Origin of the sequence: Mesorhizobium sp. B2-4-14 (assembly GCF_006442155.1) — a bacterium.
GTDB lineage: Bacteria > Pseudomonadota > Alphaproteobacteria > Rhizobiales > Rhizobiaceae > Mesorhizobium.
Window position 1 is genome coordinate 75,706 of record NZ_VFVA01000013.1, and the last position, 23,959, is coordinate 99,664.

Annotated in this window: 23 protein-coding genes; 10 read left to right on the forward strand and 13 right to left on the reverse strand. The window is 64.1% G+C overall.

Annotated elements, in window-relative coordinates; translation table 11 throughout:
- Positions 1 to 21: 21 nt before the first annotated feature.
- The 7 genes from FJ938_RS14020 to FJ938_RS14045 all read right to left on the reverse strand — a co-directional run bounded on the left by FJ938_RS14020 (position 22) and on the right by FJ938_RS14045 (position 7,768).
- Positions 22 to 903, reverse strand: a complete 882-nt coding sequence (locus FJ938_RS14020) for a DMT family transporter (protein ID WP_140694575.1) — start codon at positions 901 to 903, stop codon at positions 22 to 24.
- A gap of 141 nt (positions 904 to 1,044) precedes the next feature.
- Positions 1,045 to 1,731 carry an aspartyl/asparaginyl beta-hydroxylase domain-containing protein gene (locus FJ938_RS14025; protein ID WP_140694578.1) on the reverse strand — a complete coding sequence of 229 codons (687 nt, stop codon included), beginning with the start codon at positions 1,729 to 1,731 and terminating at the stop codon, positions 1,045 to 1,047.
- Positions 1,732 to 1,945: 214 nt separating this feature from the next.
- Entirely contained in the window at positions 1,946 to 5,101 is a 3,156-nt protein-coding gene (locus tag FJ938_RS14030; RefSeq protein ID WP_140694580.1) for an efflux RND transporter permease subunit, read from the reverse strand.
- A gap of 4 nt (positions 5,102 to 5,105) precedes the next feature.
- Positions 5,106 to 6,377 (reverse strand): efflux RND transporter periplasmic adaptor subunit, encoded by a 1,272-nt coding sequence (locus FJ938_RS14035; RefSeq protein ID WP_140694582.1) that lies wholly within the window; start codon positions 6,375 to 6,377, stop codon positions 5,106 to 5,108.
- A complete protein-coding gene (locus FJ938_RS29480) occupies positions 6,361 to 6,534 on the reverse strand; it encodes a hypothetical protein (protein WP_181169086.1) in 174 nt (57 codons plus the stop codon). Before FJ938_RS29480 ends, FJ938_RS14035 begins: the two co-directional genes overlap by 17 nt.
- A 155-nt stretch (positions 6,535 to 6,689) precedes the next feature.
- Positions 6,690 to 6,914: a hypothetical protein gene (locus tag FJ938_RS14040; protein WP_140694585.1), complete on the reverse strand. Its 225-nt coding sequence runs from the start codon at positions 6,912 to 6,914 to the stop codon at positions 6,690 to 6,692.
- Positions 6,914 to 7,768, reverse strand: a complete 855-nt coding sequence (locus tag FJ938_RS14045; protein WP_246673314.1) for a hypothetical protein — start codon at positions 7,766 to 7,768, stop codon at positions 6,914 to 6,916. The genes FJ938_RS14040 and FJ938_RS14045 overlap by 1 nt, the downstream gene beginning before the upstream one ends.
- A gap of 209 nt (positions 7,769 to 7,977) precedes the next feature.
- Here FJ938_RS14045 and FJ938_RS14050 point away from each other — a divergent pair, with 209 nt between their 5' ends.
- From FJ938_RS14050 to FJ938_RS14060, 3 genes are all read left to right on the forward strand, one after another.
- Complete coding sequence (locus FJ938_RS14050; RefSeq protein WP_140694588.1) at positions 7,978 to 8,703, forward strand: response regulator; 726 nt, start codon at positions 7,978 to 7,980, stop codon at positions 8,701 to 8,703.
- Entirely contained in the window at positions 8,700 to 9,941 is a 1,242-nt protein-coding gene (locus tag FJ938_RS14055; protein WP_140612056.1) for an ATP-binding protein, read from the forward strand. The genes FJ938_RS14050 and FJ938_RS14055 overlap by 4 nt, the downstream gene beginning before the upstream one ends.
- Positions 9,942 to 10,037: 96 nt before the next feature.
- Entirely contained in the window at positions 10,038 to 10,667 is a 630-nt protein-coding gene (locus FJ938_RS14060; protein ID WP_246671583.1) for a sulfotransferase family protein, read from the forward strand.
- Positions 10,668 to 10,754: 87 nt separating this feature from the next.
- Here FJ938_RS14060 and minE read toward each other — a convergent pair whose 3' ends face one another.
- The 4 genes from minE to FJ938_RS14080 all read right to left on the reverse strand — a co-directional run bounded on the left by minE (position 10,755) and on the right by FJ938_RS14080 (position 13,755).
- Entirely contained in the window at positions 10,755 to 11,027 is a 273-nt protein-coding gene (gene minE, locus FJ938_RS14065; RefSeq protein ID WP_140612058.1) for a cell division topological specificity factor MinE, read from the reverse strand.
- Positions 11,024 to 11,839: a septum site-determining protein MinD gene (gene minD, locus FJ938_RS14070; RefSeq protein ID WP_140612060.1), complete on the reverse strand. Its 816-nt coding sequence runs from the start codon at positions 11,837 to 11,839 to the stop codon at positions 11,024 to 11,026. The genes minE and minD overlap by 4 nt, the downstream gene beginning before the upstream one ends.
- A gap of 123 nt (positions 11,840 to 11,962) precedes the next feature.
- Entirely contained in the window at positions 11,963 to 12,904 is a 942-nt protein-coding gene (gene minC, locus FJ938_RS14075; protein WP_140694591.1) for a septum site-determining protein MinC, read from the reverse strand.
- 227 nt (positions 12,905 to 13,131) lie between these two features.
- Positions 13,132 to 13,755, reverse strand: coding sequence for a TetR/AcrR family transcriptional regulator (locus FJ938_RS14080; protein WP_140694593.1), 624 nt, complete (start codon positions 13,753 to 13,755; stop codon positions 13,132 to 13,134).
- Between the two features lie 162 nt (positions 13,756 to 13,917).
- Between FJ938_RS14080 and FJ938_RS14085 the strand changes: the two genes are divergently transcribed.
- The 7 genes from FJ938_RS14085 to FJ938_RS14115 all read left to right on the forward strand — a co-directional run bounded on the left by FJ938_RS14085 (position 13,918) and on the right by FJ938_RS14115 (position 23,083).
- Positions 13,918 to 15,081: a patatin-like phospholipase family protein gene (locus FJ938_RS14085; RefSeq protein ID WP_140694596.1), complete on the forward strand. Its 1,164-nt coding sequence runs from the start codon at positions 13,918 to 13,920 to the stop codon at positions 15,079 to 15,081.
- A gap of 110 nt (positions 15,082 to 15,191) precedes the next feature.
- A complete protein-coding gene (locus tag FJ938_RS14090; protein WP_140612072.1) occupies positions 15,192 to 15,977 on the forward strand; it encodes an acetoacetate decarboxylase in 786 nt (261 codons plus the stop codon).
- Positions 15,961 to 16,791, forward strand: coding sequence for a 3-hydroxybutyrate dehydrogenase (locus tag FJ938_RS14095; protein WP_140694599.1), 831 nt, complete (start codon positions 15,961 to 15,963; stop codon positions 16,789 to 16,791). Before FJ938_RS14090 ends, FJ938_RS14095 begins: the two co-directional genes overlap by 17 nt.
- A gap of 284 nt (positions 16,792 to 17,075) precedes the next feature.
- On the forward strand, positions 17,076 to 18,158 hold the full coding sequence (locus FJ938_RS14100; RefSeq protein ID WP_140694602.1) for an efflux RND transporter periplasmic adaptor subunit: 1,083 nt from the start codon (positions 17,076 to 17,078) through the stop codon (positions 18,156 to 18,158).
- On the forward strand, positions 18,158 to 21,262 hold the full coding sequence (locus FJ938_RS14105) for an efflux RND transporter permease subunit (protein ID WP_281409097.1): 3,105 nt from the start codon (positions 18,158 to 18,160) through the stop codon (positions 21,260 to 21,262). Before FJ938_RS14100 ends, FJ938_RS14105 begins: the two co-directional genes overlap by 1 nt.
- 11 nt (positions 21,263 to 21,273) lie before the next feature.
- Complete coding sequence (locus FJ938_RS14110; RefSeq protein ID WP_140694607.1) at positions 21,274 to 21,870, forward strand: hypothetical protein; 597 nt, start codon at positions 21,274 to 21,276, stop codon at positions 21,868 to 21,870.
- 103 nt (positions 21,871 to 21,973) lie between these two features.
- Positions 21,974 to 23,083 (forward strand): patatin-like phospholipase family protein, encoded by a 1,110-nt coding sequence (locus FJ938_RS14115; protein ID WP_210243416.1) that lies wholly within the window; start codon positions 21,974 to 21,976, stop codon positions 23,081 to 23,083.
- Between the two features lie 165 nt (positions 23,084 to 23,248).
- On the opposite strand, the gene FJ938_RS14120 is transcribed toward FJ938_RS14115, so the two are convergent.
- Together FJ938_RS14120 and FJ938_RS14125 are read right to left on the reverse strand one after the other, a co-directional pair.
- Complete coding sequence (locus tag FJ938_RS14120) at positions 23,249 to 23,398, reverse strand: hypothetical protein (RefSeq protein ID WP_010910556.1); 150 nt, start codon at positions 23,396 to 23,398, stop codon at positions 23,249 to 23,251.
- A 56-nt stretch (positions 23,399 to 23,454) separates the two neighbouring features.
- Positions 23,455 to 23,739, reverse strand: coding sequence for a PRC-barrel domain containing protein (locus FJ938_RS14125; RefSeq protein ID WP_140611503.1), 285 nt, complete (start codon positions 23,737 to 23,739; stop codon positions 23,455 to 23,457).
- Positions 23,740 to 23,959 lie beyond the last annotated feature (220 nt).

The window sequence follows — 23,959 nt, forward strand, 5'->3', positions numbered from 1 at the left end:
GAGCCGGCACGTCAGTCGATCCTACTCCGGCGACGGCACCGGCGGCTTCGATGTCAGCGCGGTGCCGGCGGCCGCGACGATGACGGCGGCGATGCCGGCGAGTTGCGGCACGGTCAGGCTCTCGTGCAGGAACAGGAAGCCGGCGAGTGCGCCGAGCCCCGGCTCGAGGCAGGTCAGCGTGCCGTAGATGCGTGCCGGCATCCGGGTCAGCGCCACCATCTCGAGCCAGAACGGCAGCGCGCTGGAGAACAGGCCGACCAGCAGCGCACTGAGCAGGATCGACGGCGCGAGCAGCCCCGTTCCGGCCTCCGCCACGCCGAACGGCAGCACCAGCACCGCGGCGATCGCCATGCCATAGGCCGTGGTGCGCGAGCCGAGTTCCGCGCCCGCCTTCTGGGCGAGCACGATGTAGAGCGCCCAGAAGCCGCCGGCCGCCAGCGCCAGCATCACCCCGGTCGGATCAAGCGGCTGCAGCGAGTGGACAAAGGGCGAAAGCAGGACGATGCCGGCCACGGCCAGCGCGATCCAGGCGAAGTCGCTGGCGCGCCGCGAGGTCAGCGTCGCCACCAGAAGCGGCCCGGAAAACTCCAGCGCCACCGCGACGCCGAGCGGAATCCTGGCGAGTGCCGCATAGAACAGGAGGTTGAGCGCGCAAAGCGTCACGCCATAGGCGACGAGCCACGGCAGGGTGGCGCGCGACGGCCGCATCTGCCACGGCCGCAGCACCGCGATCAGCATCAGCGCGCCGATGACCAGCCTGAGCGTCGTCGTGCCCTGCGCGCCGATGACCGGAAACAGCGTTTTGGCGAAGGTGGCGCCGATCTGGATCGACACCATGGCGCCCATCAGCGCCGCGACGGGCAAAGGCGCCGCTTCGCGACGGGCAACCGGGGTCAATGTCACTTGATGCTATCCTCCATGCCGCAGGCGTCAGCTCCCTGGCGGCCTGGGGATAGGCCGAACCGGCCCGCCTGTCGTGAGGCAGCGGAAACGGCTTGATGGGTCAGGACCGGTGCGCGAGGCGAACGGCCTGCAGCCGCCGCCTCAGCCGGCAAATGACACGCCCCTGCGGCGCATCCCGGCCTGCACGCCAAGCAGGATCAGCCGGGACAGGATTTCCATGTCCAGCGGCATGCTTGGGCGCCAGACGTCGAGCAGCAGGGCCACCCGGGCCTCATCGGCGTTGTTCATCACCTCATGCGGATATGTGTCGTCCCACAGCATGCCCTCGCCGTCGGTGATCCGCCTCTCCTGATGATTGATCATCATGACGGTTGCCGGGCGGCCATCCGCCTGCCGCGGAATGGCCAGGCCAAGGTGAAATCGCATGATGCCCCGAAAAGGCCCGCGATGGCTGGGAATGTGTTTGCGCGGTGCCAAGAAGGAAACCGCCGCCGATTTGACTTCCGGGCATTCGGCCAGCAGCCGCGCAAGAACTGGCATCCGCGCGAGGTTCTCCGGCACCGCGATGTCATAGGCCTTGAGCACGAACATGCGCCAGTCGAGACCGTCATTGGCCGAGATTTCGGCCTGCTCCGGCATGATGTCGTGGAAGCGCGGCACTTTGTTCAGGCGCACCGCAAGCGCTTCGTCGCGGATGCCGCGCCAGGCACTGGTGAATTTCGCCGCGTTCGGAAATTCGGTGGCTACATCAAGGATAGCCGGCGCGTCTATCCGTTTTTCGTAGACACGCCGGATCACATCGGATGCAAGATCGTAGATGCGCGACATTTCATGGCCTCCGTGACACTATAAACGGACATCCGACGGTCTGGATCACACATTTTGTTCACCGCGTTGCTGCCTTCGACGCCAGCCGTGGCCCGGTCTTGACATCGACGATCTCGGGCCTGGCGCTGTTGACCGCGCCGTTCCGATTTCATGAGCGCAATGAGCCGCCCCGCGGCCACCGGGCCACGTTCCAAGCTTTTCATGGGACGTTTCCCTATTGCTGGGTGGCCGTCACCGGCGTTTTGCCCGTATCCTGCCCAGGATCCTGTTTGGCCGCCCTGCTCTTGAAGATGCGTCGCACCGTCACGAACAGCAGCGGCACCAGGAACACGCCGATCACGGTCGCCGCGATCATGCCTCCCATGACGCCGATGCCCACCGAGTTCTGCGCGCCGGAGCCGGCGCCGCTGGCGATCGCGAGCGGTGTGACGCCGAGGATGAAGGCCAGCGACGTCATCAGGATCGGCCGCAATCGTTGTCGCGCCGCTTCCAGCGTCGCCTCGACGAGCCCCATGCCCGCGGCTTGCCGCTCGATCGCGAATTCGACGATCAGGATGGCGTTCTTGGCGGCCAACCCGATCGTGGTCAGCAAGCCGACCTTGAAATAGACGTCGTTGGTCTGGCCGAACAGGCTTGCCGCAAGCAGCGCGCCGAAGATGCCGATCGGCACCGACAGCATGACCGCGAACGGGATCGACCAGCTTTCATAAAGTGCCGCAAGGCACAGGAACACAACCAGCGCCGAAATCGCATAGAGCGACGTCGCCTGGTTGCCCGAAAGCCGTTCCTGATGCGACAGCCCGGTCCATTCATGCGAATAGCCGGGCGGCAGTTGGGCGACCAGCCTGTCGATCTCGTCCATCGCCGCGCCCGAACTCACGCCGGCCGCCGCGGCGCCCTGGATCTCGACCGCGGCCGATCCATTGTAGCGTTCGAGCCGGGGCGAGCCGAAGGTCCAGTGGCTGGAGGCGAAGGCCGAGAACGGCACCATGTCGCCGCTCGGATTGCGCACCTGCCATTTGTCCAGGTCTTCCGGCTGCATGCGGAAGTTGGCGTCCGACTGCAAATAGACCGGCTTCACCCGTCCACGATCGATGAAATCGTTGACGTAGTTGCTGCCCCAGGCGGTCGAGAGCGTGTTGTTGATGTCGGCGAGGCTGACGCCCAGCGCGCTTGCCTTTTCCTGGTCGATGTCGATCGAGAATTGCGGCTGGTCCTCCTGGCCGTTGGGCCTGGTATTGGCAAGCAACTTGCTCTGCGCGGCGAGGCCCAGAAGCTGGTTGCGCGTCTGGATCAGTGCGTCGTGACCGGCGCCGTTGACATCCTGCAGGTAGAAGTCGAAGCCGTTGGTGTTGCCGAAGCCCTGGATGGCCGGAGGCGCAAGCGCGAAGACCTGCGCGTCCTTGATCTTCCTGAACGCGCCCATCGCGCGACCGGCGATCGCCTGAGCCGCCGCGGCCGGCGATTTGCGCTGGGCGAAATCCTTCAACCGCACGAAGCCGATGCCGACATTCTGCCCGGCGCCGCCGAAACCGAAGCCGGAGGCGGTGAAGACGCCGTCGACCACGTCCTTTTCGTCCTTCAGATAGTGGTCGGTCACCTGCGCCAGCACGCGCTCGGTGCGGTCCTGCGTGGCGCCGACCGGCAGTTGCACGCTGGTGATCAGGATGCCCTGGTCCTCTTCCGGCAGGAACGAACTCGGCAACCGCGCAAACAACCAGCCGACGCCGATGACGATGGCCAGGAACACGGCGAGGAAGCGCCCCGACCGGTTGATGATGCCATGCGAGCCATCGCGATAGGCTGTCGTGCCGCGGTCGAACATGCGATTGAACCAGCCGAATGGACCGGTCTGCGTCGCATGGTTCTTCGGCCGCCGCAGGATCGTGGCGCAAAGGGCCGGTGTCAGCACCAGCGCCACCAGAACGGACAGCACCATGGCCGAGACGATGGTCACCGAGAACTGCCGGTAGATGATGCCGGTGGAACCGCCGAAGAACGCCATCGGCACGAACACGGCCGAAAGCACGGTGGCGATGCCGACCAGCGCGCCGGTGATCTCGTTCATCGATTTTTCCGTCGCCTCTTTCGGCGACAGATCTTCCTCTTGCATGACGCGCTCGACATTCTCGACCACCACGATGGCGTCGTCGACCAGCAGGCCGATGGCCAGCACCATGGCGAACATGGTCAGTGTGTTGACGGAATAGCCGAACAGCGACAGCACGCCGAACGTGCCGAGCAGCACGACCGGCACGGCGATGGTCGGGATGATCGTCGCCCGCAAATTCTGCAGGAAGATGAACATCACCAGGAACACCAGCACGATCGCCTCGGCCAGCGTCTTGACCACCTCCTCGATCGAAAGCCGCACGAAGGGCGAGGTGTCGTAGGGATAGACGACCTCGACCCCTTGCGGGAAGGTCGAGCTCAGGCGATTGATCGTCGAGCGCACCGCCTCCGCGGTGTTGATGGCGTTGGCGCCGGTCGCCAGATTGATGGCGACACCGGCCGCCGGCTTGCCGTTGTAGTGGGCTTGCGTCGTGTAGCTTTTGGCGCCGAGCTCGACCGTGGCGACATCGTTGAGGCGGACCAGCGAACCGTCCGTCTGGCTCTTCAGGATGATGTTGCGGAACTGTTCCGCGGTCTGCAACCGGCTCTTGGCGGTCACCGTGGCGTTGAGTTCCTGGCCCTTGCGCGCCGGCAGACCGCCGAGCTGGCCGGCCGAGACCTGCGTGTTCTGCGCCTGGATCGCGGCCGCCACGTCACTCGGCATCAAGGCATATTTGGCGAGCTTGTCGGGATCGAGCCAGATGCGCATGGCATAGCCCGAGCCGAAAAGCTGCGTCGAGCCGACGCCTTCGACGCGCTTCAGCGTGTCGTTGATGGTGGCGTCGATATAATCGGCCAGATCGGTCGAGTTCATCTTGCCGTCGCTGGAGACGAAACCGATGACCATCAGGAAGCCGGTCGAGGATTTGGAGACGGTGATGCCGTTACTCTGCACCACTTGCGGCAGTTGCGACTGGACGAGTTGCAGCTTGTTCTGCGTCTGCACCTGGGCGGTGTCGGGATTGGCGGCACTGGTGAAGGTCAGCGTGATCGAGGCCGAACCGGTCGAGGTCGATGTGGCCGTCATGTAATCGAGATTGTCGATGCCGGTCATGCCTTGCTCGATGACCTTGGTCACCGAATTTTCCACCGTCTGGGCGTCCGCGCCCGGATAGGTGGCGCTGATGTTGACCGTGGTCGGCGCGATCTGCGGATATTGCGAGATCGGCAGCGTGGTGAGCGCGAGCAGGCCCCCCAGCATGATCACGATGGCGATCACCCAGGCGAAGATCGGCCGGTTGATGAAGAATGTGGACATCGGCTCAGTTTCCGGTCGAGGCGGCGGGCGCCGGTTGCTGGCCGGCGCTGGCCATCTTGGATGGGGCGAATGCGGCCGATGTCTGCCCGCGATCCTTGATCTCGCCGGTCGCCTCGTCGATCGTCACTTCGACACCCGTCGCATCGCCGCCGGGCCGCACCAGTTGCAGGCCCTCGACAATGACACGATCGTTGTCGCCGACGCCCGAATCCACCAGCCAGGTGTTGCCGACGCTGTTGCGCACCGCAAGCACGCGCGTCTCGACCTTGCCCTGCGCGTTGATGACCATGGCGGTCGCCTCGCCCTTTGTGTTGCGGGTGACGGCGCGCTGCGGCACCAGGAAGCTGTTCTGGGCGACGCCCTCTTCGACCAGTGCCCGCACATACATGCCCGGCAGAAGCAGGCGGTCGGGATTGGGGAACTCGGCCCTGAGCGCGAAGGTGCCGGTCGTCTGGTCGACATTGGCGCCGGCGAATTCCAGCTTGCCGGTCTGCGCGTAGATGGTGCCGTTCTCGAGCTTCAGCTTGACGCTGACATTGGGACCGCTGAATTTCAGCCGCCCTTCCGAGATCGCCTGGCGCAGATTGAGCAGATTGGTGCTCGACTGCGTGACGTCGACATTGATCGGGTCGAGCGAACGGATGGTGGTCAGCACGGTTGCCTGGTTGGTGGTGACCAGCGCGCCCGGCGTCAGCGTAGACTTGTCGATGCGGCCGGCGATCGGCGCGGTGATCGAGGTGCGATCGAGGCTGATGCGCGCCGTCTCCACGCTGGCCTTGGCCGAAGCCACATCCGCCTGGGCTTGCGCCAGCGTGGCGGCGGCGTCGTCATAATCCTGTTTGGAAACAACGTTCTGCTTCAAGAGCCCGGCGTAGCGGTCGAACTTGGCCTGCGCGGTCGGCACCGCCGCTTCCGCCTTCTGCTGGGCCGCGACGGCACTGTCATAGGCAGCCTGGTAACTGGCCGGGTCGATCAGATAGAGCGGCTGTCCCACCACCACCTCGGCGCCTTCCTTGAACAGGCGCTGCTGGATGATGCCGTCCACTTGCGGCCGCACCTCGGCGATCAGCGAAGCCGCCGTGCGTCCCGGCAATTCGGCCGTGATCGCGACCGACTGCGGATGCAGCGTGACGACGCCGACCTCCGGCTTACCGACACCGCCCATGCCGGCGGGTGTCTTGCCCTGCTCCTGCGAACACGCCGCCAAGAGAAGGGCAGCAGTAAACGCCGCCATCCAGGGGGCGAAGCGGCGCGGATGATTAGACTGGATCGGCATGGCCTGTATCTTTCCCTGGAGTTTCGGTCGCCGTCTGGCTGTCCGCGAAGGTGGGGTTGAAAGGATCGACGAGAGTGCCGGTGATGGCGAGCGATGTGGTGACGATCGGTGTCACGGCGCCCGATGTCATGGCGCCCGATGTAATGGCAAAGGCCACGCCGGTACGGCGTCGAACACGACTTCGAAGCGGCTCATGCTGCGCTCCTTCTCCTCGGCCAGAGAACACCCGACAATTTCGAGTTGATGGCCGCGATGCCCATCCATGGCATTATGCCGATCATCGACGACATGCCAAGCACCTTGCCGGGTGCCTTACGCGATCTTTCGGCGATAATGTCCGTGGCGGTGCGGCCGCGAGACGGGCAGCGACAGGCGCCAGGCGGCGAAGTCCAGGCGGATCGCGCCCTTCAGCGTATCGGCCGGCAGGGCCAGCGGCAGGCCGCTCCCGGGCAGCGCCGTCCGGCGGCCGGGACGGCCGAGCGACAATTTCGGGCTGACCGAAGCGATCAGCCGCAGCATCATCAGGGCTTCCCACATCACCGTGCTTCCATTGGGGTATCGAAGGGTGGGAGGCGGTACAGGACCGCCATCCCACAAGCCCGGCCGGCCCGAGAACGGGTTGGGCATCGGGCCGGCCGGCGCGGCCGGTCAGGATTATCCGCCGTTCCCGGGCTGGGGCGGCGGCAGGCCATCATTGGGCAGGCCGCCTTGGCCGGCTGCGTCATCCGGCGGGCCGGGGGTGGTCCGTGCGGGCGTTCCGCCGAAGCGAGGATTTCGAGCTGTTCGGGCGTGAGCTTGGCGCGCAGCACGGTGATCGCGTCTTTCAGCTTGGCGGCCGAGGCCGCGCGCGCCGTGACGTCGTCGGCCAGCCTCTCCTGGAAGGCGAAGGGATCGGCCTTGCCGCCCAGGCCTGCGTCGGGGCCTTTCGCCTGCGGCCCGCCATCTGGTCCGCCAGCACCACCGCGGCCGCCAAGACCATGATCGGGCCGCGCAAGCACCGCCTGCAGCGCGCTGGTATAGTCGCGCCACGCGTCGAGCTGTTCGCTGCGGATGCCGACGCGCGTCTCCAGCACCGCCAGCCGGGCCGCCAGCATGAAATCCGGCGGCAGTCCCATGCGGCGGGGGCCGAAACCTTCCGGGCCAAAGCCCTGCCCGCCCCAACCCTGCGGACCCCAACCCCGTGGACCGTGCCGCATCGGCCCATGCGGGCCAAAGCCCTGCGGGCCCGGCCCGTTCTGGCCGCACAAGGCCATCGGCCCGTGGTCAGGCCCATCCTGCATAGCCATGGCTGGCGGCCCACCAGGGGCGCCGTCGGGATCTGGCTGCGCGGCCAGAGCGGGGTGGATAGCGGCGACGGAAAACAGGCCGAGCGCAAGAAGTCTGCTTCGCATGACGGTGTTCCTTTCTCTCATGCATCGGATGGCCATGACGATAGGAAGGCTGTTTGTCCGCTTCGCGTCGGCATGTTGCCGAAGGTTTCCGCAACGGGGCAATTTGTTTCCGAATGTTTCCAGCGGCCCGCTGGCAACATTGCGTTGCAATTTTCCATGCCGCTGGCGCGCGCTCTTCCTATAATCACGGGTCAAGCAAGGGCACGAGCATGCAGTCACATCCCCACATCCTCGTCGTTGACGACGACCGCGAGATCAGGACGCTTCTCGGCCGCTATCTCGACGGCCAGGGTTTCCGCGTCTCGGTGGCGGCGGACCGGCGCGAATGCGAGCAGAAGCTGGCCTCCGGCCAGTTCGACCTCGTCGTGCTCGACGTCATGCTGCCGGACGGTTCGGGGCTCGACATCTGCCGCGCCTTGCGCGACCGCAAGCCGCAGATCCCGGTGATCCTGCTCACGGCGCTGAAGGAAGATGTGGACCGCATCATCGGCCTGGAACTCGGCGCCGACGACTATCTCGGCAAGCCCTTCAACCCACGCGAACTCATCGCCCGCATCCGCGCCGTGCTGCGGCGCGCGGTGCCCGAAGAGGCGCCGGCCCCCCGCCCGCGCATCTACCGCTTCGCCAGCTACCGGCTGGAGCCCGACACCCGCAAGGTGACGGATGCCCGAGGCGAGCTTATCGACCTCACCGGCGCCGAGTTCGATCTCTTGCAGGTTTTCCTCGACCGCCCCGGCAGGTTGTTGTCGCGTGACCAGCTGCTCGATCTCACCCAGGGGCGCGAGCGTGATCCGCTGGAACGCTCGGTCGACGTGCTGATGAGCCGGCTGCGCCGCAAATTCGCCGATGCCGGCGACGGGCCGCTGTTCAAGACCGTTCGCAATGGCGGCTACCAGCTCACCGCGCGCGTCGAGGCGGTGGAGGCGCAGGCGTGAATTCGCTGCGCCGCCGCCTCATCCTGCTGCTGGTCATCTCGATCGTCGGCGTCGTCGGCCTGGCGACGGCCGCCATCCTCAGCGTGCGCGGCGGCGGGCCGCCGCCGGAGCTGACCGTGCCGTGGGTCGCCCAGCAGATGGAGCTCGTCGCGCGGCTGCTGCCGGGGCCCATTCCGGACGTGCTTAAGGTGCAGTTTGCCGATCATCCGGCCGGCGGCAAGGTCGACCGTGCGGAAACGGCGATGCTCAACGATATCCTGCACCGCCGCGGCCTCGACTTGCTGGCCATCATCAGCGCGAAGCCGGACCAACCCGGCCAGATCGCATCGGTGCAACTGCCCGACAGCCGCTGGGCGATCATGGAGGTGCCGCACCTCAAGCCGCCTCGGCGCGAATGGCTGGTGCTGGCCGGCTGGATCTCGCTGATCGTGGCCGGCGCCACGGCCGTCTCGGTCTATTTCACCGCCGTGCTGATCCGGCCGCTGGAAATGCTGGAGGCCGCCGTCTCCAAGATCGGCAGCGACGGCATGCTGGCCGCGGTGCCGGAAGTCGGTTCGGCCGAGGTCAAGGCGACGGCGCACGCGCTTAACCAGCTCTCGTCGCGGCTGAAGACATCAATGGAAAGCCGCATGCGGCTGGTGGCCGCTGCCGGCCATGATTTGCGCACGCCGATGACGCGCATGCGGTTGCGCGCCGAATTCCTCGACGAGGAGCGCGACAAATGGCTCCACGACCTCGACGAGCTCGACCGCATCGCCGACAGCGCCATCCGCCTCGTGCGCGAGGAGGTGAACCAGGATGCCGTCGAGCCGATCGACCTGGAGAAGATGGTGCGCGACATATCAGCCGAGATGGCCTCGCTCGGCCATGCCGTCTCGATCGGGCATCTGGACAAGGTTTCGATCCGCGCCGGCGCGCTCGGCCTGCGGCGCGCGCTGCGCAACCTGATCGTCAACGCCGCCACCCACGGCAAGGCCTGCACCATCACCCTTGCCGTCACCGACAGGCGCGCGGTCCTGACTATTTTCGACAACGGCCCGGGCATTCCGTCCGACCTCATCAACAAGGCCTTCGAGCCCTTCTTCCGCGTCGACCCCGGCCGCCAGCAATCCATTCCCGGCGCCGGACTGGGCCTCGCCATCGCCAAGGAAATCATCGAGCGCTACGGCGGCACGGTCACGCTGGAGAACCGCACGGGCGGCGGACTGGCACAGACGGTGATGTTCGCCGCGGCGTGAGCGTCGGCGCCGTTCGCCCCGCCCGAAGCCGATGGCGACCGGCGTCTACTTCTCGTGCATCTTCGGCGTGCGGACTGATATGCTCCCGGCAACGGCTTGCGGATCGAACGGGAGCGCGCGGAGATGTCGATCAAGGTAATCGGAACTGGCTTCGGCCGAACGGGCACGGATTCAATGCGCGAGGCGCTGGCCATTCTCGGCTTCGGCCCCTGTCATCACATGCATGAAGTGATGGGCAACGAGGAGCAGAAACGGATGTGGCGTGCGCTGGCCCAAGGTGCCGCGCCGGACTGGAACCAGCTGCTCTCGGGATATGCCTCCTGTCTGGACTGGCCCTCGGCGTACTACTGGCGTGAACTGATCGAATTCTATCCGGATGCCAGAGTGATCCTGACCTACCGCTCGGCCGAAAGCTGGTGGGAGAGTTTTGAAAAAACGATCGTGGCGGCACTTAAGCAAAGCGTGGATCAGGAATCGCTGGGCGTTGCCCTGATCGCCAGGCAGGTGTTCGGCGGGCGGCCCGGCGATCGGGCGCATGCCATTGCCTGCTACGAGGCCAATGTCCGTGCGGTGTACGCCAGGGTTGCACCGGAGCGGCTGCTGGTCCATGCACTCGGCGATGGCTGGGAACCGCTGTGCAGCCATCTCGGCGTTGCGATACCGGATCAGGATTATCCCAACCGCAACGCCGCCGAGAGCTTCAGGTCGAGATTTTCGCTGAACTGATCTGGACGAATGCCGGCGGTGCCGGGCCCCGGCGAATCTGGGTTCCTCGCCCCCGCTGGCGTGGGGCGAGGAAAAAGCATGGCGTTTTTACCCCGCCATCGCCAGCGGCACGGCGCTCTTGTTGGGGATCTGGATGTCGATTTCCAGCGTCGACATGGTCTCGCCGCGGTCCATCGAGACCTGGATGTAGTCCTGGTCGATCTGCACATGCTTGGCGATGACAGCCAGAATCTCTTCGCGTAGGACCGAAACGAGATCGGGCTGGCCACGGCTGCGGCGCTCATAGGCGAGCAGCACCTGCAGCCGCTCGCGCGCCACCGGCGCGCTGGTGCGCCGCTTGAAGAGGTCGAGGATGCTCATGCGGCCCTCCTTCCGAGAAGCCGGTCGAGGAAGCCCTTGCGCTCGAAGGGAACGATCACCGGCAGGTCTTCGCCTTCCAGGCGCCGGGCCGCTTCGAGATAGGCCTTGGCGGCGGCGTTGGTGGGTTCGGAGAGCGTTACCGGCGCGCCGAGGTTGGAGGCTCTCAGCACGTCCTGGCTCTCGGGAATGATGCCGAGCAGCGGCACCGAGAGGATTTCGAGCACGTCGTCGATCGACAGCATCTCGCCGCGCGCCGCGCGCGCCGCGTCATAGCGGGTGACCAGCACGTGCTTGGCGATGTGCTCGCCCTGTTCGGCGCGCATGGTGCGGGCGTCGAGCAGGCCGATGATGCGGTCGGAATCGCGCACCGAGCTCACCTCCGGATTGGTGACGATGACCGCCTCGTCGGCGAAGCGCATGGCGAGCTGAGCGCCGCGCTCGATGCCGGCCGGGCTGTCGCAGAACACATAGTCGAACACCTGGCGCAGCCGGGCGATGACTTCGGCCACGCCCTCCTCGGTCAGCGCGTCCTTGTCGCGCGTCTGCGAGGCCGGCAGCAGATAGAGCGTCTCCAGCCGCTTGTCGCGGATCAGCGCCTGCGACAGCTTGGCGGTGCCCTGGATGACGTTGACGAGGTCGAACACCACGCGCCGCTCGGCGCCCATGATGAGGTCGAGGTTCCTGAGGCCGACGTCGAAATCGACCAGCGCCACCTTCTTGCCGGTCTTGGCCACGGCAGCGCCGAGTGCGGCCGTCGAGGTCGTCTTGCCGACGCCCCCCTTGCCCGAAGTGACCACCACTACCTTGCCCATATAAATCCAGCCTCCGTTGGCGTTTTTATGTTTTCGTTTCGCCGTGGCCAGCACGGCGCCTGATCAGAACCGCCGACACTCGCACGCGAAGCCGGCCCGAAGCTTGCGCCTCGGGAGCCGGCCTCAGCCGAGCGGCAACACGCACAGCGCATCGTTTTCGAGGAAGGCCTGCACCGCCTTGCCGCGCGACATCCCTTCCATCTCCTCGGCCGTGGTGTACCAGCCGTCGACCGCGAGCAGCTCCGCCTCGTTCTTGCGGCAGAAGATGCGCGCCGAAATATTGCCTTCCGAGCCCGCGATCGCCCGGCCGCGCAGCGTGCCGTAGACATGGATCGAGCCGCCGGCGACGATCTCGGAACCCGACGCCACCGAGCCAAGCACGATGACGTCGCCGTGCGGATGGAAGACCGACTGTCCGGAACGGATCGGCGCCTTGATCATCAGCGTGCCAGCGGCGGGTTCGGGGGGCATCTGGACAGCACCCTGCCCCACCCTTGGAGCCTCGGTCCCGGCCGCATCCGTTGTTGCCGCCTCCGTCCGGGCCACCGCCGTCCGGGCCGGTTCGATCCGGACCGCTTCGAGCCTTGCCAGCGCGGGATCCGCCATCTCGTCCTGCGAGGCCTGCAAGGCCTCAGCATGGACCGCATTTTGCCCTGACGGTTCCGCCCGGGCCGGCGCCTCGGCGGCCGCCGCCTCCAGCTCTTCCGCCCGCGCCTTGCGCGCGGCCCGGCCAAGCAGCCCCTCCGCCGTCGCCTCCTTGGCGCCGGCCAGCAGCGGCGGCAGGTCAGGCCCGAGCGAAGCACCCTCCATCTCGATGGCATAGACACGGATGCCGCGCGCCCCAAGCGCGGCGACCAGCAGCGCGATGTCCTCGACGGCAGGCTTCAGCACATTGAGATCGAGCACCACCGGCCGCCCGGAAAAATAGCCCGGCGAATTGCCGATCCAGTGATCCAGCCCTTCCAGCCAATCAGAAATCGGCGCCTCCGGCGTCAGCGTGAACGCGACGAAGGAGCGGGCGCGGAAACGAATGGATTTGGCCTCGAGGGGGGCGGCAAAGGTCACGGCTGGCGAATCCTTACTCAATGGTTAAAGGGTGCCGGCGGAATGGTTAACAAATGGTTAATGGAGGCGATCAACTTGGCAGCCAGGAAGAGAATTCAAGGTCGGCCGAGTGCCGGTACCGCATGCCTGCCTATGACGCCGCGAATGTCTTCATTGGGCCAAAAGCGGAGCGTCCGCTTTCGGGAGATTGGCTGGAAAGTCGCCTTTCCAGTGTGGCGCCCGTGCGGTCATGCCCATTGTTTCCAGGCGTTCTGCTGGTCCGACCGCGATGCACCGAGCGCCCGAAGCACTGCCTCGATGGTCAGTTGCGTCAATTCGGGCCGGGGGCCACGATCGAGGATGCCTCGCGTCACCTGCAGCCATATACCCGTGACGATGTCCACCGCGAGCTCCGCGTCGCGTATGCTCATTCGATCCTGGGCTATTGCCTGAGTGATATCCGCCTTCAGATTCGCCCGAATACCACGCGCATACTCGGCGCGCGACTGAGAACTCTGAACGACCAGCCTTGCCCAATTCGGGTCCGAAATCGCCTTTTCCAGGAATTTCGCGAAGGCGAAGGACAAGCGTTTGAGAGGATCCTCCAGTGCGAGGCGTGCATCCGTCAGCACCGCGTCGAAGCTCTCGCCGAGTTTCTCCCCTACAGCCGCGGCCAGTTCGTCGATGCTCTGGAAGTGGTAGTAGAAGGTACCCTTCGCTATCCCAGCTGCCTCCACCACGGCATCGATCGTAACGGCCTCGCGAGGGCGTTCTCCCATCAGCATCATCCCGGCATCCAAGATCAGCGTACGCGTTCTTTCCCGCTTCTCCCGTCCGATCTCCGCCCTGCGCGCCAAATCAACCTTTGCCATCCGTCCTGCCTTTTTTGCATTGCACCATTACGCAAATGTCATATTGACCAAATAGTCGATTTGACGCATTTGTACAATACGAAACTTACCAAGCGAGCCGGGCAGCAGCTCGAGCTCCGGTGTTCGCAACACAAGCGTATCTGACAATAAGGAATGGCATCAATGAATGTTCAGTCCCAGCACTTCAAATCAAGGCCGCTGCCGTTCGAATGCATTGCCCTAGTGCTGCAAGGTGGAGGCGCGCTCGGGGCCTACCAAGCGGGAGTCTATGAAGCTCTTGCGGAAGCCGACATTCATCCGGACTGGGTTGCCGGCGTGTCCATCGGTTCCATCAACGCGGCGATCATTGCCGGTAACGCGCCTTCCGAACGGGTCTCAAAGCTGCGTGCGTTCTGGCGCGAGATCACGGCGAACCCTCTGCTCGACTGGGCTAGCACTGCAGATGCGCTGGCTCCCAAAGGCGACCTGTCCCGCGCGATCTTCAATCAGTTCAGCGCGGCTTGCGCGGCAATAGCCGGCGCGCCGGGCTTTTTCAGCCTCCGGCAACCCGCTCCCTGGCTCCGCCCGGGTGGAGCAATCGAGGGCACAAGCTTTTACGAAACCACCCACCTGAAGAGCACGCTTGAGCGGCTCGTCGACTTCGACCGGATCAACGCAGGCGGCATGCGTTTCAGCGCAGGCGCAGTCAACGTGTGCACGGGTAATTTCGTCTACTTCGACAATCAAACCCATACGATCCGTCCAGAGCACGTGATGGCCAGCGGCTCGCTCCCGCCAGGCTTCCCGGCCATTGAGATCGAGGGGGAATTCTACTGGGACGGTGGCCTCATCTCGAACACTCCGTTGCAATGGGTGGCCGAGAACGGGCCTCGGCAGGACACGCTCGCCTTCCAGGTGGACCTATGGAGCGCCCAGGGTGATTTTCCTCGCAATCTTGCCGACGTGGCAACCAGGCAGAAGGAAATCCAGTATTCCAGCCGCACGCGCGCCAACACCGAGCAGTTCAAGCAGCAGCAGCGGTCCCGGCACGCGCTTGCGGGCTTGCTCGCAAAGCTTCCCGCCGACCTGCTCGGCAGCGATGAAGCCACCATGCTGAGCTCTCTTGCCGACCACAAGGTCTACAAATTGGTTCACCTGATCTATCGGTCCAGACAGTACGAGACGCACTCGAAGGATTACGAATTCTCCAGGCTGTCGATGGAGGACCATTGGCAAGCCGGTTACCACGACGCGGTGCGCACGCTGCGTCAGCCAGAGGCACTGGGCAGACCGAACAATCTGGAGGGAGTCAGCACGTACGATCTCACCGAGGACGGACAGGAGTAGCGGCCGCGACGCGGCTGCGCGATCGAGATCGAGGTCGTGCTCCAATCCTCCAAGCTCAAACGGGCTTTTCCTGAAACCCAGCAGACCGCTCCACCCAAGGAACACCAGCCATGAACCAAGACACTGTCAGGGAAACGGCCTTTGCCATGCCTCTGACCAACCCCGCCTATCCGGTCGGTCCATATCGTTTCCGAAATCGCGAGTATCTGATCATCACCTATCGGACGGATCCGAGGAAGTTGCGCGAGCTTGTGCCGGAACCGCTTGATGTGCCCGACCCGTTGGTGAAGTTCGAGTTCATACGCATGCCCGACTCTTCGGGCTTTGGCGACTACACGGAAAGTGGACAGGTCATTCCTGTCTCCTTTCGCGGCCGCCATGGCAGCTACACCCATTGCATGTTTCTTGACGATCACCCGCCGATCGCAGGTGGCCGCGAACTGTGGGGTTTCCCGAAGAAGCTGGCCAGTCCCACGCTCCGCGTGGAGACCGATACTCTTGTGGGCACGCTCGACTACGGCCCGGTCCGCGTCGCCACCGCAACGATGGGCTACAAGCATCGGGCTGCCGAACTCGCATCCGTAAGGACCTCACTCAGCGGACCCAATTTCCTGCTCAAGATCATCCCCCATGTCGACGGCAGGCCGCGCATCTGTGAACTGGTCGAATACCGTTTGGAAGACATCGATCTCAAGGAAGCCTGGCACGGCCCGGCATCGCTCGATCTTTGGTCGCACGCGCTCGCCCCCGTGGCAGAGCTGCCGGTTCTGGAAGTGGTATCGGCGATGCACATCGTCGCCGATCTGACCCTGCCGCTCGGCACGGTCGTCCATGACTATCTTGCCGACACGAAGCCACTGTTTAGCAAAGGAAAAACCCATGCGTTCGCTGAATGAAACGTTGTCGGTGAAGCAGGCTGCAAATCCCGACGGCCGTCTTATCGACAAGGTCGTGATGATCACTGGCGCCGCGAGCGGCATCGGCAGGGAAATTGCACTCACCTTTGCCAGTGAGGGAGCTATGGTGGTCATCGCGGATCTCGATCGGCAGGCGGCCCAAAGAACCGCGGCCGAGATCGATCCCACGGGCAAACGTGCGCTCGGAGTCGCGATGGACGTCGGCGATGAGGAGCAAGTCGAAATCGGCATGGGCCAAGCGATCCAAGCCTTCGGCCGGTTGGACGTCCTGGTCAGCAATGCCGGTATCCAGATCGTCGGCCCACTCGTCGAATTCGAATTCGCAAAATGGAAGAAACTCCTTTCCATCCACCTCGATGGTGCCTTCCTGACCACCCGCGCCGCCTTGCGGCAGATGTACAAGCAGAACAGCGGCAGCATCATCTACATGGGATCGGTACATTCCAAGGAAGCATCGCCGCTCAAAGCGGCTTATGTGACAGCCAAGCATGGCCTGATCGGCCTGGCTAAGGTCGTGGCGAAGGAGGGTGCCGCGCATGGAGTTCGTGCCAATGTGATCTGCCCCGGTTTCGTTCGCACGCCGCTGGTGGAAAAGCAGATTCCAGAACAGGCCCGCGCGTTCGGAATATCTGAAGCGGAAGTCGTCAAAAACATCATGCTGAAGGAGACCGTCGACGGCGAGTTCACGACTGTTCAGGACGTGGCGGAAGCAGCGTTGTTTCTCGCGGCATTCCCGTCTAGCGCGCTGACCGGCCAGTCGCTGGTGGTCAGCCACGGATGGTCCATGCAGTAGCCACGACTTTGGAACCGAGCCGGCGACGAGACATGGGGGCCGTAAAGCGCTACGGACGTCGGCCAGTTGATGGGCTTGGCGCCTTGGGCGGGTCTCGCTTCCCATCTCGTTCGAAGTGGCCTTCCATTTGCCATGGCCTTTTTGCATGGCACGATTGCGCGTAACTCATATTGACTAGATAGTCGATTTGACTTACTAGTCTAAATCGAAATGAGCCACTCAGTTCGGCCCGTGGCTCGCCTTTTCCAGTTCCCTGCAACCCGATCTTTCGAGCGGAGGCTTCCATGCGCCTGTCGTGGCGTCTTTCCCTTTTGGCCGGCATCGCCGGCCTTTGTCTTGCCGGCTGTTCACAAAAGGAGGCCGAGGCGCCGGCAGCGCCACGAACGGCGCGCGTGATGGTGGTGACGCCCCACAAGTTCATGCTGGTGACGCAAGGCGCCGGGCGCATCCAATCGCGCTATGTCAGCCAGGTTGGCTTCGAGGTCGGCGGCAGGCTCGTCTCACGCGATGTCGACGCCGGCGCAACGGTCAAGAAGGGCCAGAAGCTCGCGACACTGAGCGCGGTGGATTACCAGAACAAGGTGACCGCCACGGCGGCGGACCTCGACGCGGCGAAGGCCGTGCTCGTCCAGGCCGCCGCCCAGGAGGACAGGTTTCGGCTCCTGCTCGGGAAGGGCTTCGCCACGCATTCGCAGTATGACGACGCGCTGAAGTCACTGCGCCGCGCGCAGGCGCAAGTTCAGGCGAGCGACGCCAATCTGCGCATCGCCCAGAACCAGCTCGCCTATACCGAGCTCAAGGCGCCCGACGACGGCATCGTGACCGCGACCGGGGCAGACCCGGGCCAGGTGGTGGTCGCCGGACAGATGGTGATCGAGATTTCGCGCAATGACGAGCGCGAAGCCGTCTTTGCCGTCGCCAGCGAGGACGTCATCAGGGCAAGCCTTGGCATGCCGGTGAACGTTGCGCTTCAGGCCCACCCTGAAATCGCGGTGACCGGCACGGTCCGCGAGATTTCGCCCGAGGCCGACAGCGCCACGGGCACCTATCAGGTGAAGGTTGCCATGCCTGCTCCGCCCCCGCAAATGCGGCTGGGAGCAATCGTCGTCGGTCGGGTCGAAAGCGACCAGGGTCACATGGTTGCGACACTTCCCCCGAGCGCGCTGCTGCAGTCGGGAAACGAGCCGCAAGTTTGGGTGGTCGGCAAAGACGACAAGGTGGAGCGTCGCAAGGTCCAACTGCTGCAGTTCGATGCGAATTCCGTCACCGTGAGCGAGGGACTGTCCGCGGGCGACCAGGTGGTGGTCGCCGGCGTGAACTCGCTGGCTGACGGCGAAGTGGTCAAACCCAATGCGGAGGTAGAGTGATGGCCAGCTTCAACCTTTCCGAATGGGCCGTTCACAACCGCTCGATCGTCGTCTTCCTGATGCTCGTCTGCGTGGCGGCTGGTATCACCTCCTACGAGCGTCTCGGTCGTCAGGAAGACCCGGATTTCACGGTGCAGACCATGGTGGTCCAGGCAAACTGGCCCGGGGCCACCGCGGCTGACACGATGCAGCAGGTGACGGACCGGATCGAGAAGAAGCTCGAGGAAACTCCGAACCTCGACTACCTCAAAAGCTACACCAAGCCGGGCCAGGCGACGATTTTCGTCTACCTGAAGGAGTCCACCAAGAAACGTGACCTCGACGGCATCTGGTATCAGGTCCGCAAGAAGGTCAGCGACATAAGTCAGACCCTGCCGCAAGGCGTGGTCGGGCCGTTCTTCAATGACGAGTTCGGCGACGTCTTCGGCTCCATCTACGGCATAACCTATGACGGTTTCAGCCCGCGTCAGGCACGTGATTTCGCCGAGACCGCGCGGGCCGAATTCCTGCGTGCTCCCGACGTAGGCAAGGTCGACATCTATGGCGACCAGGACGAGAAGGTCTATCTGAATTTCTCACCGCAGAAGCTCGCCAACCTGAAGCTCAGCCTCGATGACGTGCTGACGGCGATCGCCCACCAGAATGCCGTCGTGCCTTCCGGAATCATCAACACGCCCAGCGAGAACATGCTGGTCGACATGACCGGCTCCTTGTTGGCACCCGGCGACATAGCCAAGCTCAATTTTTCCGTGAACGGGCGCTTCTACAAGCTCTCGGACATCGCCGAGGTGCAGCGCGGCTATAGCGATCCGCCCAGCAAGATGTTTCGCGTCAACGGCAAGCCGGCCATCGGCATCGGCATCAACATGCGCGACGGCGGCAACAACCTCGATTTCGGCAAGGGATTGCACGCGGTGGCGGAGCGGCTGAAACAGCGCTTCCCGGTCGGTATCGAGCTCAATCTGGTCTCGGACCAGCCCGAGGTCGTGCGTGAGGCGATCGGCGAATTCACCAAGGCCCTCCTCGAAGCGGTCGCCATCGTGCTCGTCGTGAGCTTCCTCAGCCTCGGCCTGCGCGCCGGCCTGGTGGTCGCCCTGTCCATCCCGCTCGTCCTCGCCATCGTCTTCGCGTTCATGGAAGCGGCAGGAATCAGCCTGCAGCGCATTTCGCTCGGTGCGCTGATCATCGCTCTCGGCCTTCTGGTCGACGACGCCATGATCACGATCGAGATGATGATCTCCAAGATCGAAGAAGGCATGCCGAAGATCAAGGCAGCGACCTTCGCCTATACGTCCACCGCCTTCCCAATGCTGACTGGGACGCTGATCACGCTGCTCGGCTTCCTGCCGATCGGGTTCGCGGACAACAATACCGGGCAATACACCTTCTCGCTGTTCGCCGTCATAGGCGTGGCGCTCATCGCGTCATGGTTCGTGGCCGTCCTCTTCGCGCCGGTGCTCGGGCTGACCCTCTTGCCCAAGCACATGAAAGCGCATGGGGCGGCGGAGCCAGGGCCACTCATGCGGCTGTTCCGACGCCTGCTGGCGTTCACCATGCGGCACCGTTTTCTCACCATCGCCGCATCCCTCGTTGCCTTTGGCCTCTCGCTCTACGGCATGGGCTTCGTCCAGCAGCAATTCTTCCCGGCCTCCAACCGGCCTGAACTGCTGGTGACGATGACGCTGCCCAAGAATGCCTCCATCACCGCTACCGAGACGCAAACCAAACGGCTGGAGAAGGCGCTTGCGGGTGACGCCGACATCGACCACTTCTCCTCCTATGTCGGCGGTGGCGCCATCCGGTTCTATCTGCCCCTGGATGTGCAGCTCGACAACGACTTCATGGCCGAGACCGTGGTCGTGGCCAAGGACCTTCAGGCGCGCGATCGTGTGCAGGCCAAACTGCAGGCGCTGTTCGCCGACAAATTTCCGGACGTGACCGCGCGCATTTCGCGCCTGGAACTGGGGCCGCCGGTCGGCTGGCCCGTGCAATACCGGGTGAGCGCGCCTACTCCCGACGACGCCAGGAAATATGGCGAGCAGGTGGCCGATATCCTGCGGGCTTCCGGCCTCGTGCAAACCGTCAACTTCGACTGGGGCGAGAAGAACAAGACGTTGCGCATCGTCGTCGACCAGGACCGCGTTCGGCAGGCGGGGCTTAGCTCCGAACAGCTTTCCCAGGCCCTCAACCGGGTGCTCAACGGCTCGACGGTCACGCAACTGCGCGATTCCATCTACCTGGTCGACGTGGTCGCACGCGCCCAGAACGACGAGCGTTCCAGCATCGAAGCCCTGCGCCACCTTCAGATCACCACGCCGACGGGCGCATCCGTTCCGTTGCGGGAGCTCGCCGACTTCAAATATGACCTCGATGAAGGATATGTCTGGAGGCGCCGGCGCCTGCCCACCATCACAGTCCAGGCACAGCCGCTGCCGGGGCTGCAGCCGGCCTTCGTCCACCAGCACGTTGCCGCTGCGCTGGATACCCTTTCCAAGTCGATGCCGGCGGAAACATCGATCGAGACCGGCGGCACGGTGGAAAAGACCGCGCTCAGCAACGCTGCCCTGCTGGCCCAGTTCCCGCTGATGATCACCCTGATGCTTACGGTGCTGATGGTCCAGCTCGGGAGTTTCCGGCAGGTCGCCATGGTCATCAGCGTGGCGCCTCTCGGGCTCATCGGAGTTGCCATCGCGCTGCTGACCACCAGCACGCCGATGGGCTTCATCGCGACGCTCGGCATCATTGCGCTCGCCGGCATGATCATCCGCAACTCGGTGATCCTGGTGCACCAGATCGAACATGAGCGGGCCCAGGGGGTCGAGCCGTGGAAGGCGGTGATCGATGCCACCGTCCACCGGTTCCGGCCGATCATGCTCACCGCGGCCGCGGCGATTCTCGGCATGATCCCGATCATGCACGACGTCTTCTGGGGGCCGATGGCCTACGCCATCGTCGGCGGGCTCGCCGTCGCCACCATGCTGACGCTGGTTTTCCTGCCAGCCCTTTATGTGATGGTGAACGGAATCCGGGAAAGCGACGAGCCGTTGGCGGCGCCCGAGCCCAGCGCCGACGCAATCCCGATCCTGGCCTTGTCGGATCGATAAAGGAGGCAGCCATGCTGGAAACACGCCCTACTCTCCTTGACCGCTTTCTCACGACCGATGCCGCCAGGTGCGCGGAACCCGACGGGACGACGCGCGAATATGTCGACAAGATGCTGGCCGCAGCGCTGCAGGAGGCGCAGTCGGTGGCGCGTTCCTACGACACCAAGGCGCAGATCGTGGGCGTGGGCTACATCCTCGCCCTCAACCTGATCCTGCGCTTCGGGGACCTGCTGCCGTCGCATGCCCCGCTCGGGCCGCTGTTTTACGTGGCGGTCTGGGGGATCGTCATCATGCCGATCGTGCAGTTCGGGCAAGTGCTCTATCCGAGCCGTAGGCGGGCTGACAAGGAACTCAACCGCAAAGTGGCCGGTGCCTGCGCCGTCCCGCCCATCTACCATGTGGATCCCGGATTTTTCGCCGATGTGCGCGACCTGGTCCACCTGGCCCTGCAATCCGATTGGACCTCGGTGATAGCTGCTGAATTGCTGAAGACCTCACGCGTAAGGGAGATCAAACAGGCGCGTTTCCATCGCGCCCTGCTGATGACCGTCGTCTCCTTCGCCGTGCTCGGAGGCGAACAGCTTTTTCGCAGCTTCGCCTTAGCTTGAAAAGAAACCACGTCAGGCCCCGATAGCTATGCTGAGGATCATCCTGCTTTGCCTATGTGCAATTCAACTCACAGGCTGCATCGCCGCCTATCCACGCGATGGCGTGCCTATAGAACGCATGGCTGCCGCCGAAGTGAGCGGCTATCCCCGGGACATACGCGTCTGGGGCGATTCCGACGAAAGTTTCCCGCCCGATCGTCTCATCGCGTTCCGCGACGAGAGAATCAAAGCGGCAAAGGCCGACTCTTCCATCAAGCTGCGAGAGCTCGACGCGCTTACCATTTCGGGCGGCGGCAGCAGCGGTGCCTTCGGCGCCGGAATCCTGGCGGGCTGGACCAAAGCCGGCACCAGGCCAAGGTTCGACATTGTCACCGGCATCAGCACCGGATCGCTGATCGCGCCCTTCGCGTTCCTTGGCCCGGCTTATGACGATCGCCTGAAGCTTGCCTTCACAACGATCAAGGACGCCAACATCTACACCGAGCATAGCTTCATCGGCGTGCTGTCGAGCGCCTCGATCACCAGCAACGCTCCCCTTGCCAAAATGCTCGACGAAGAAGTTACCGAGGACATGCTCGATCAGATCGCCGCAGAATCCGGCAAGGGACGGAGGCTCTTCATTGGGACGACCAATCTCGATGCGGATCGGCCAGTGATCTGGGACATGGGCGCTATCGCGGCGAGCCGTCGTCCGGACCGGCTGAAGCTCTTCAAGCAAGTCATGCTGGCCTCGACCGCCATTCCAGGGATATTCCCTCCCGTCGAGCTGCAAGTGACCGCCTCCGGCAAAACGTATCACGAAATGCACGTCGATGGCGGCACCAGCAACCAGGTCTTTCTAATGCCCGCCGGCTTGAGCATGCGCGAACTCGATCGGACGTTCCACGCCCGGGTCAAGGCGCGCCTCTATATCATCCGCAACGGCCGGACGACGCCGGTGCCAGGGATCGTGAAGGCCACACTGCCCGACATCGCGGAAAAGGCAGTCTCCTCCCTGATCAAGACGCAAGGGATCGGCGATCTTTACAGGCTCTACGCCATCGCCAGGCGCGACGGCATCGCCTACAACTTCATAGACGTTCCGGCCGACTTCACCGATGAGCCGAAAACCCCGTTCGAGAACAAGTTCATGCGGGCTCTGTTCGAAAAAGGCTATGAAATGGGCCGGGACGGCGTGCCGTGGAAAAACGTGCCGCCTCGTTTTTCGAGATGAGCTGGTTCGAGCCGGTGGTCCCGCCGTGCCCGCTGGCCGTTCCGCCCGCTCCGGAAGGTCGGCCTGAATCTTGCCACTGGCTATCATGCGAGGCGCTTACCGGACCGCCATACGGAACGTTCAATGTCGTGGATGAGCCGTATTGCTGCCGCTTCGGCAATTCCCTCAGTGCCTTTTAAAATACTGCACCTCCTTCTCATGCTTCTCCGCCGCCTCGCGCGTGTCGAACGTGCCCAGGTTCCGCCGCTTGCCCGTCTTCTCATCCTTCTTGCGTGAATAAAGCCGGTATTTTCCGTCCTTGAGTTTCCTGATCATCGGTCTCTCCTCTTCGAAAAGACGAACGGCCCGGTCATCGCCGGGCCTTCAGATTGTCAGTCGCGGTGCTCGGGCATGGCTTTCAGCTGGTCCTTGGTCCAGTTGGTCACGGCGTGGACGTCGCCGTCTTCGTCGCGCATGAAATCGAGTTCGCTGGCGGCGACGGCGACCGGCTTGGCGCCGATGCCGAGAAAGCCGCCGACGTCAATGACGACCTGGCTGCCGTGCAGATGGTCGACCGAGCCGATCTTCTCGTCGCGGGGCCCGTAGATGGTGGCGCCTTCGAGTGTGTCCGGGGTCAGTTCGGCCGGGCTCAGCCTGACGTGGTTCGTGTGGTCCATGACTTCAATCTCCTTGGTTGGGGGACAGGGTGAACCTCCGAGGCGGCCAAGGGTTCCGATGCAAGTGAAGGAGCTGTCGCCTATGTCGATGACGCCGTCCAGGCAGCCTTCGCCCGTCAGGATGGCTGCCCGGCGGCACCGCGCTTTCATGGCCGGCTTCAGCAATTCGGCGAACCGTGCGCGGCGCCTGTCCGCCCGGAATTGCGTGAAAACAGGGCCG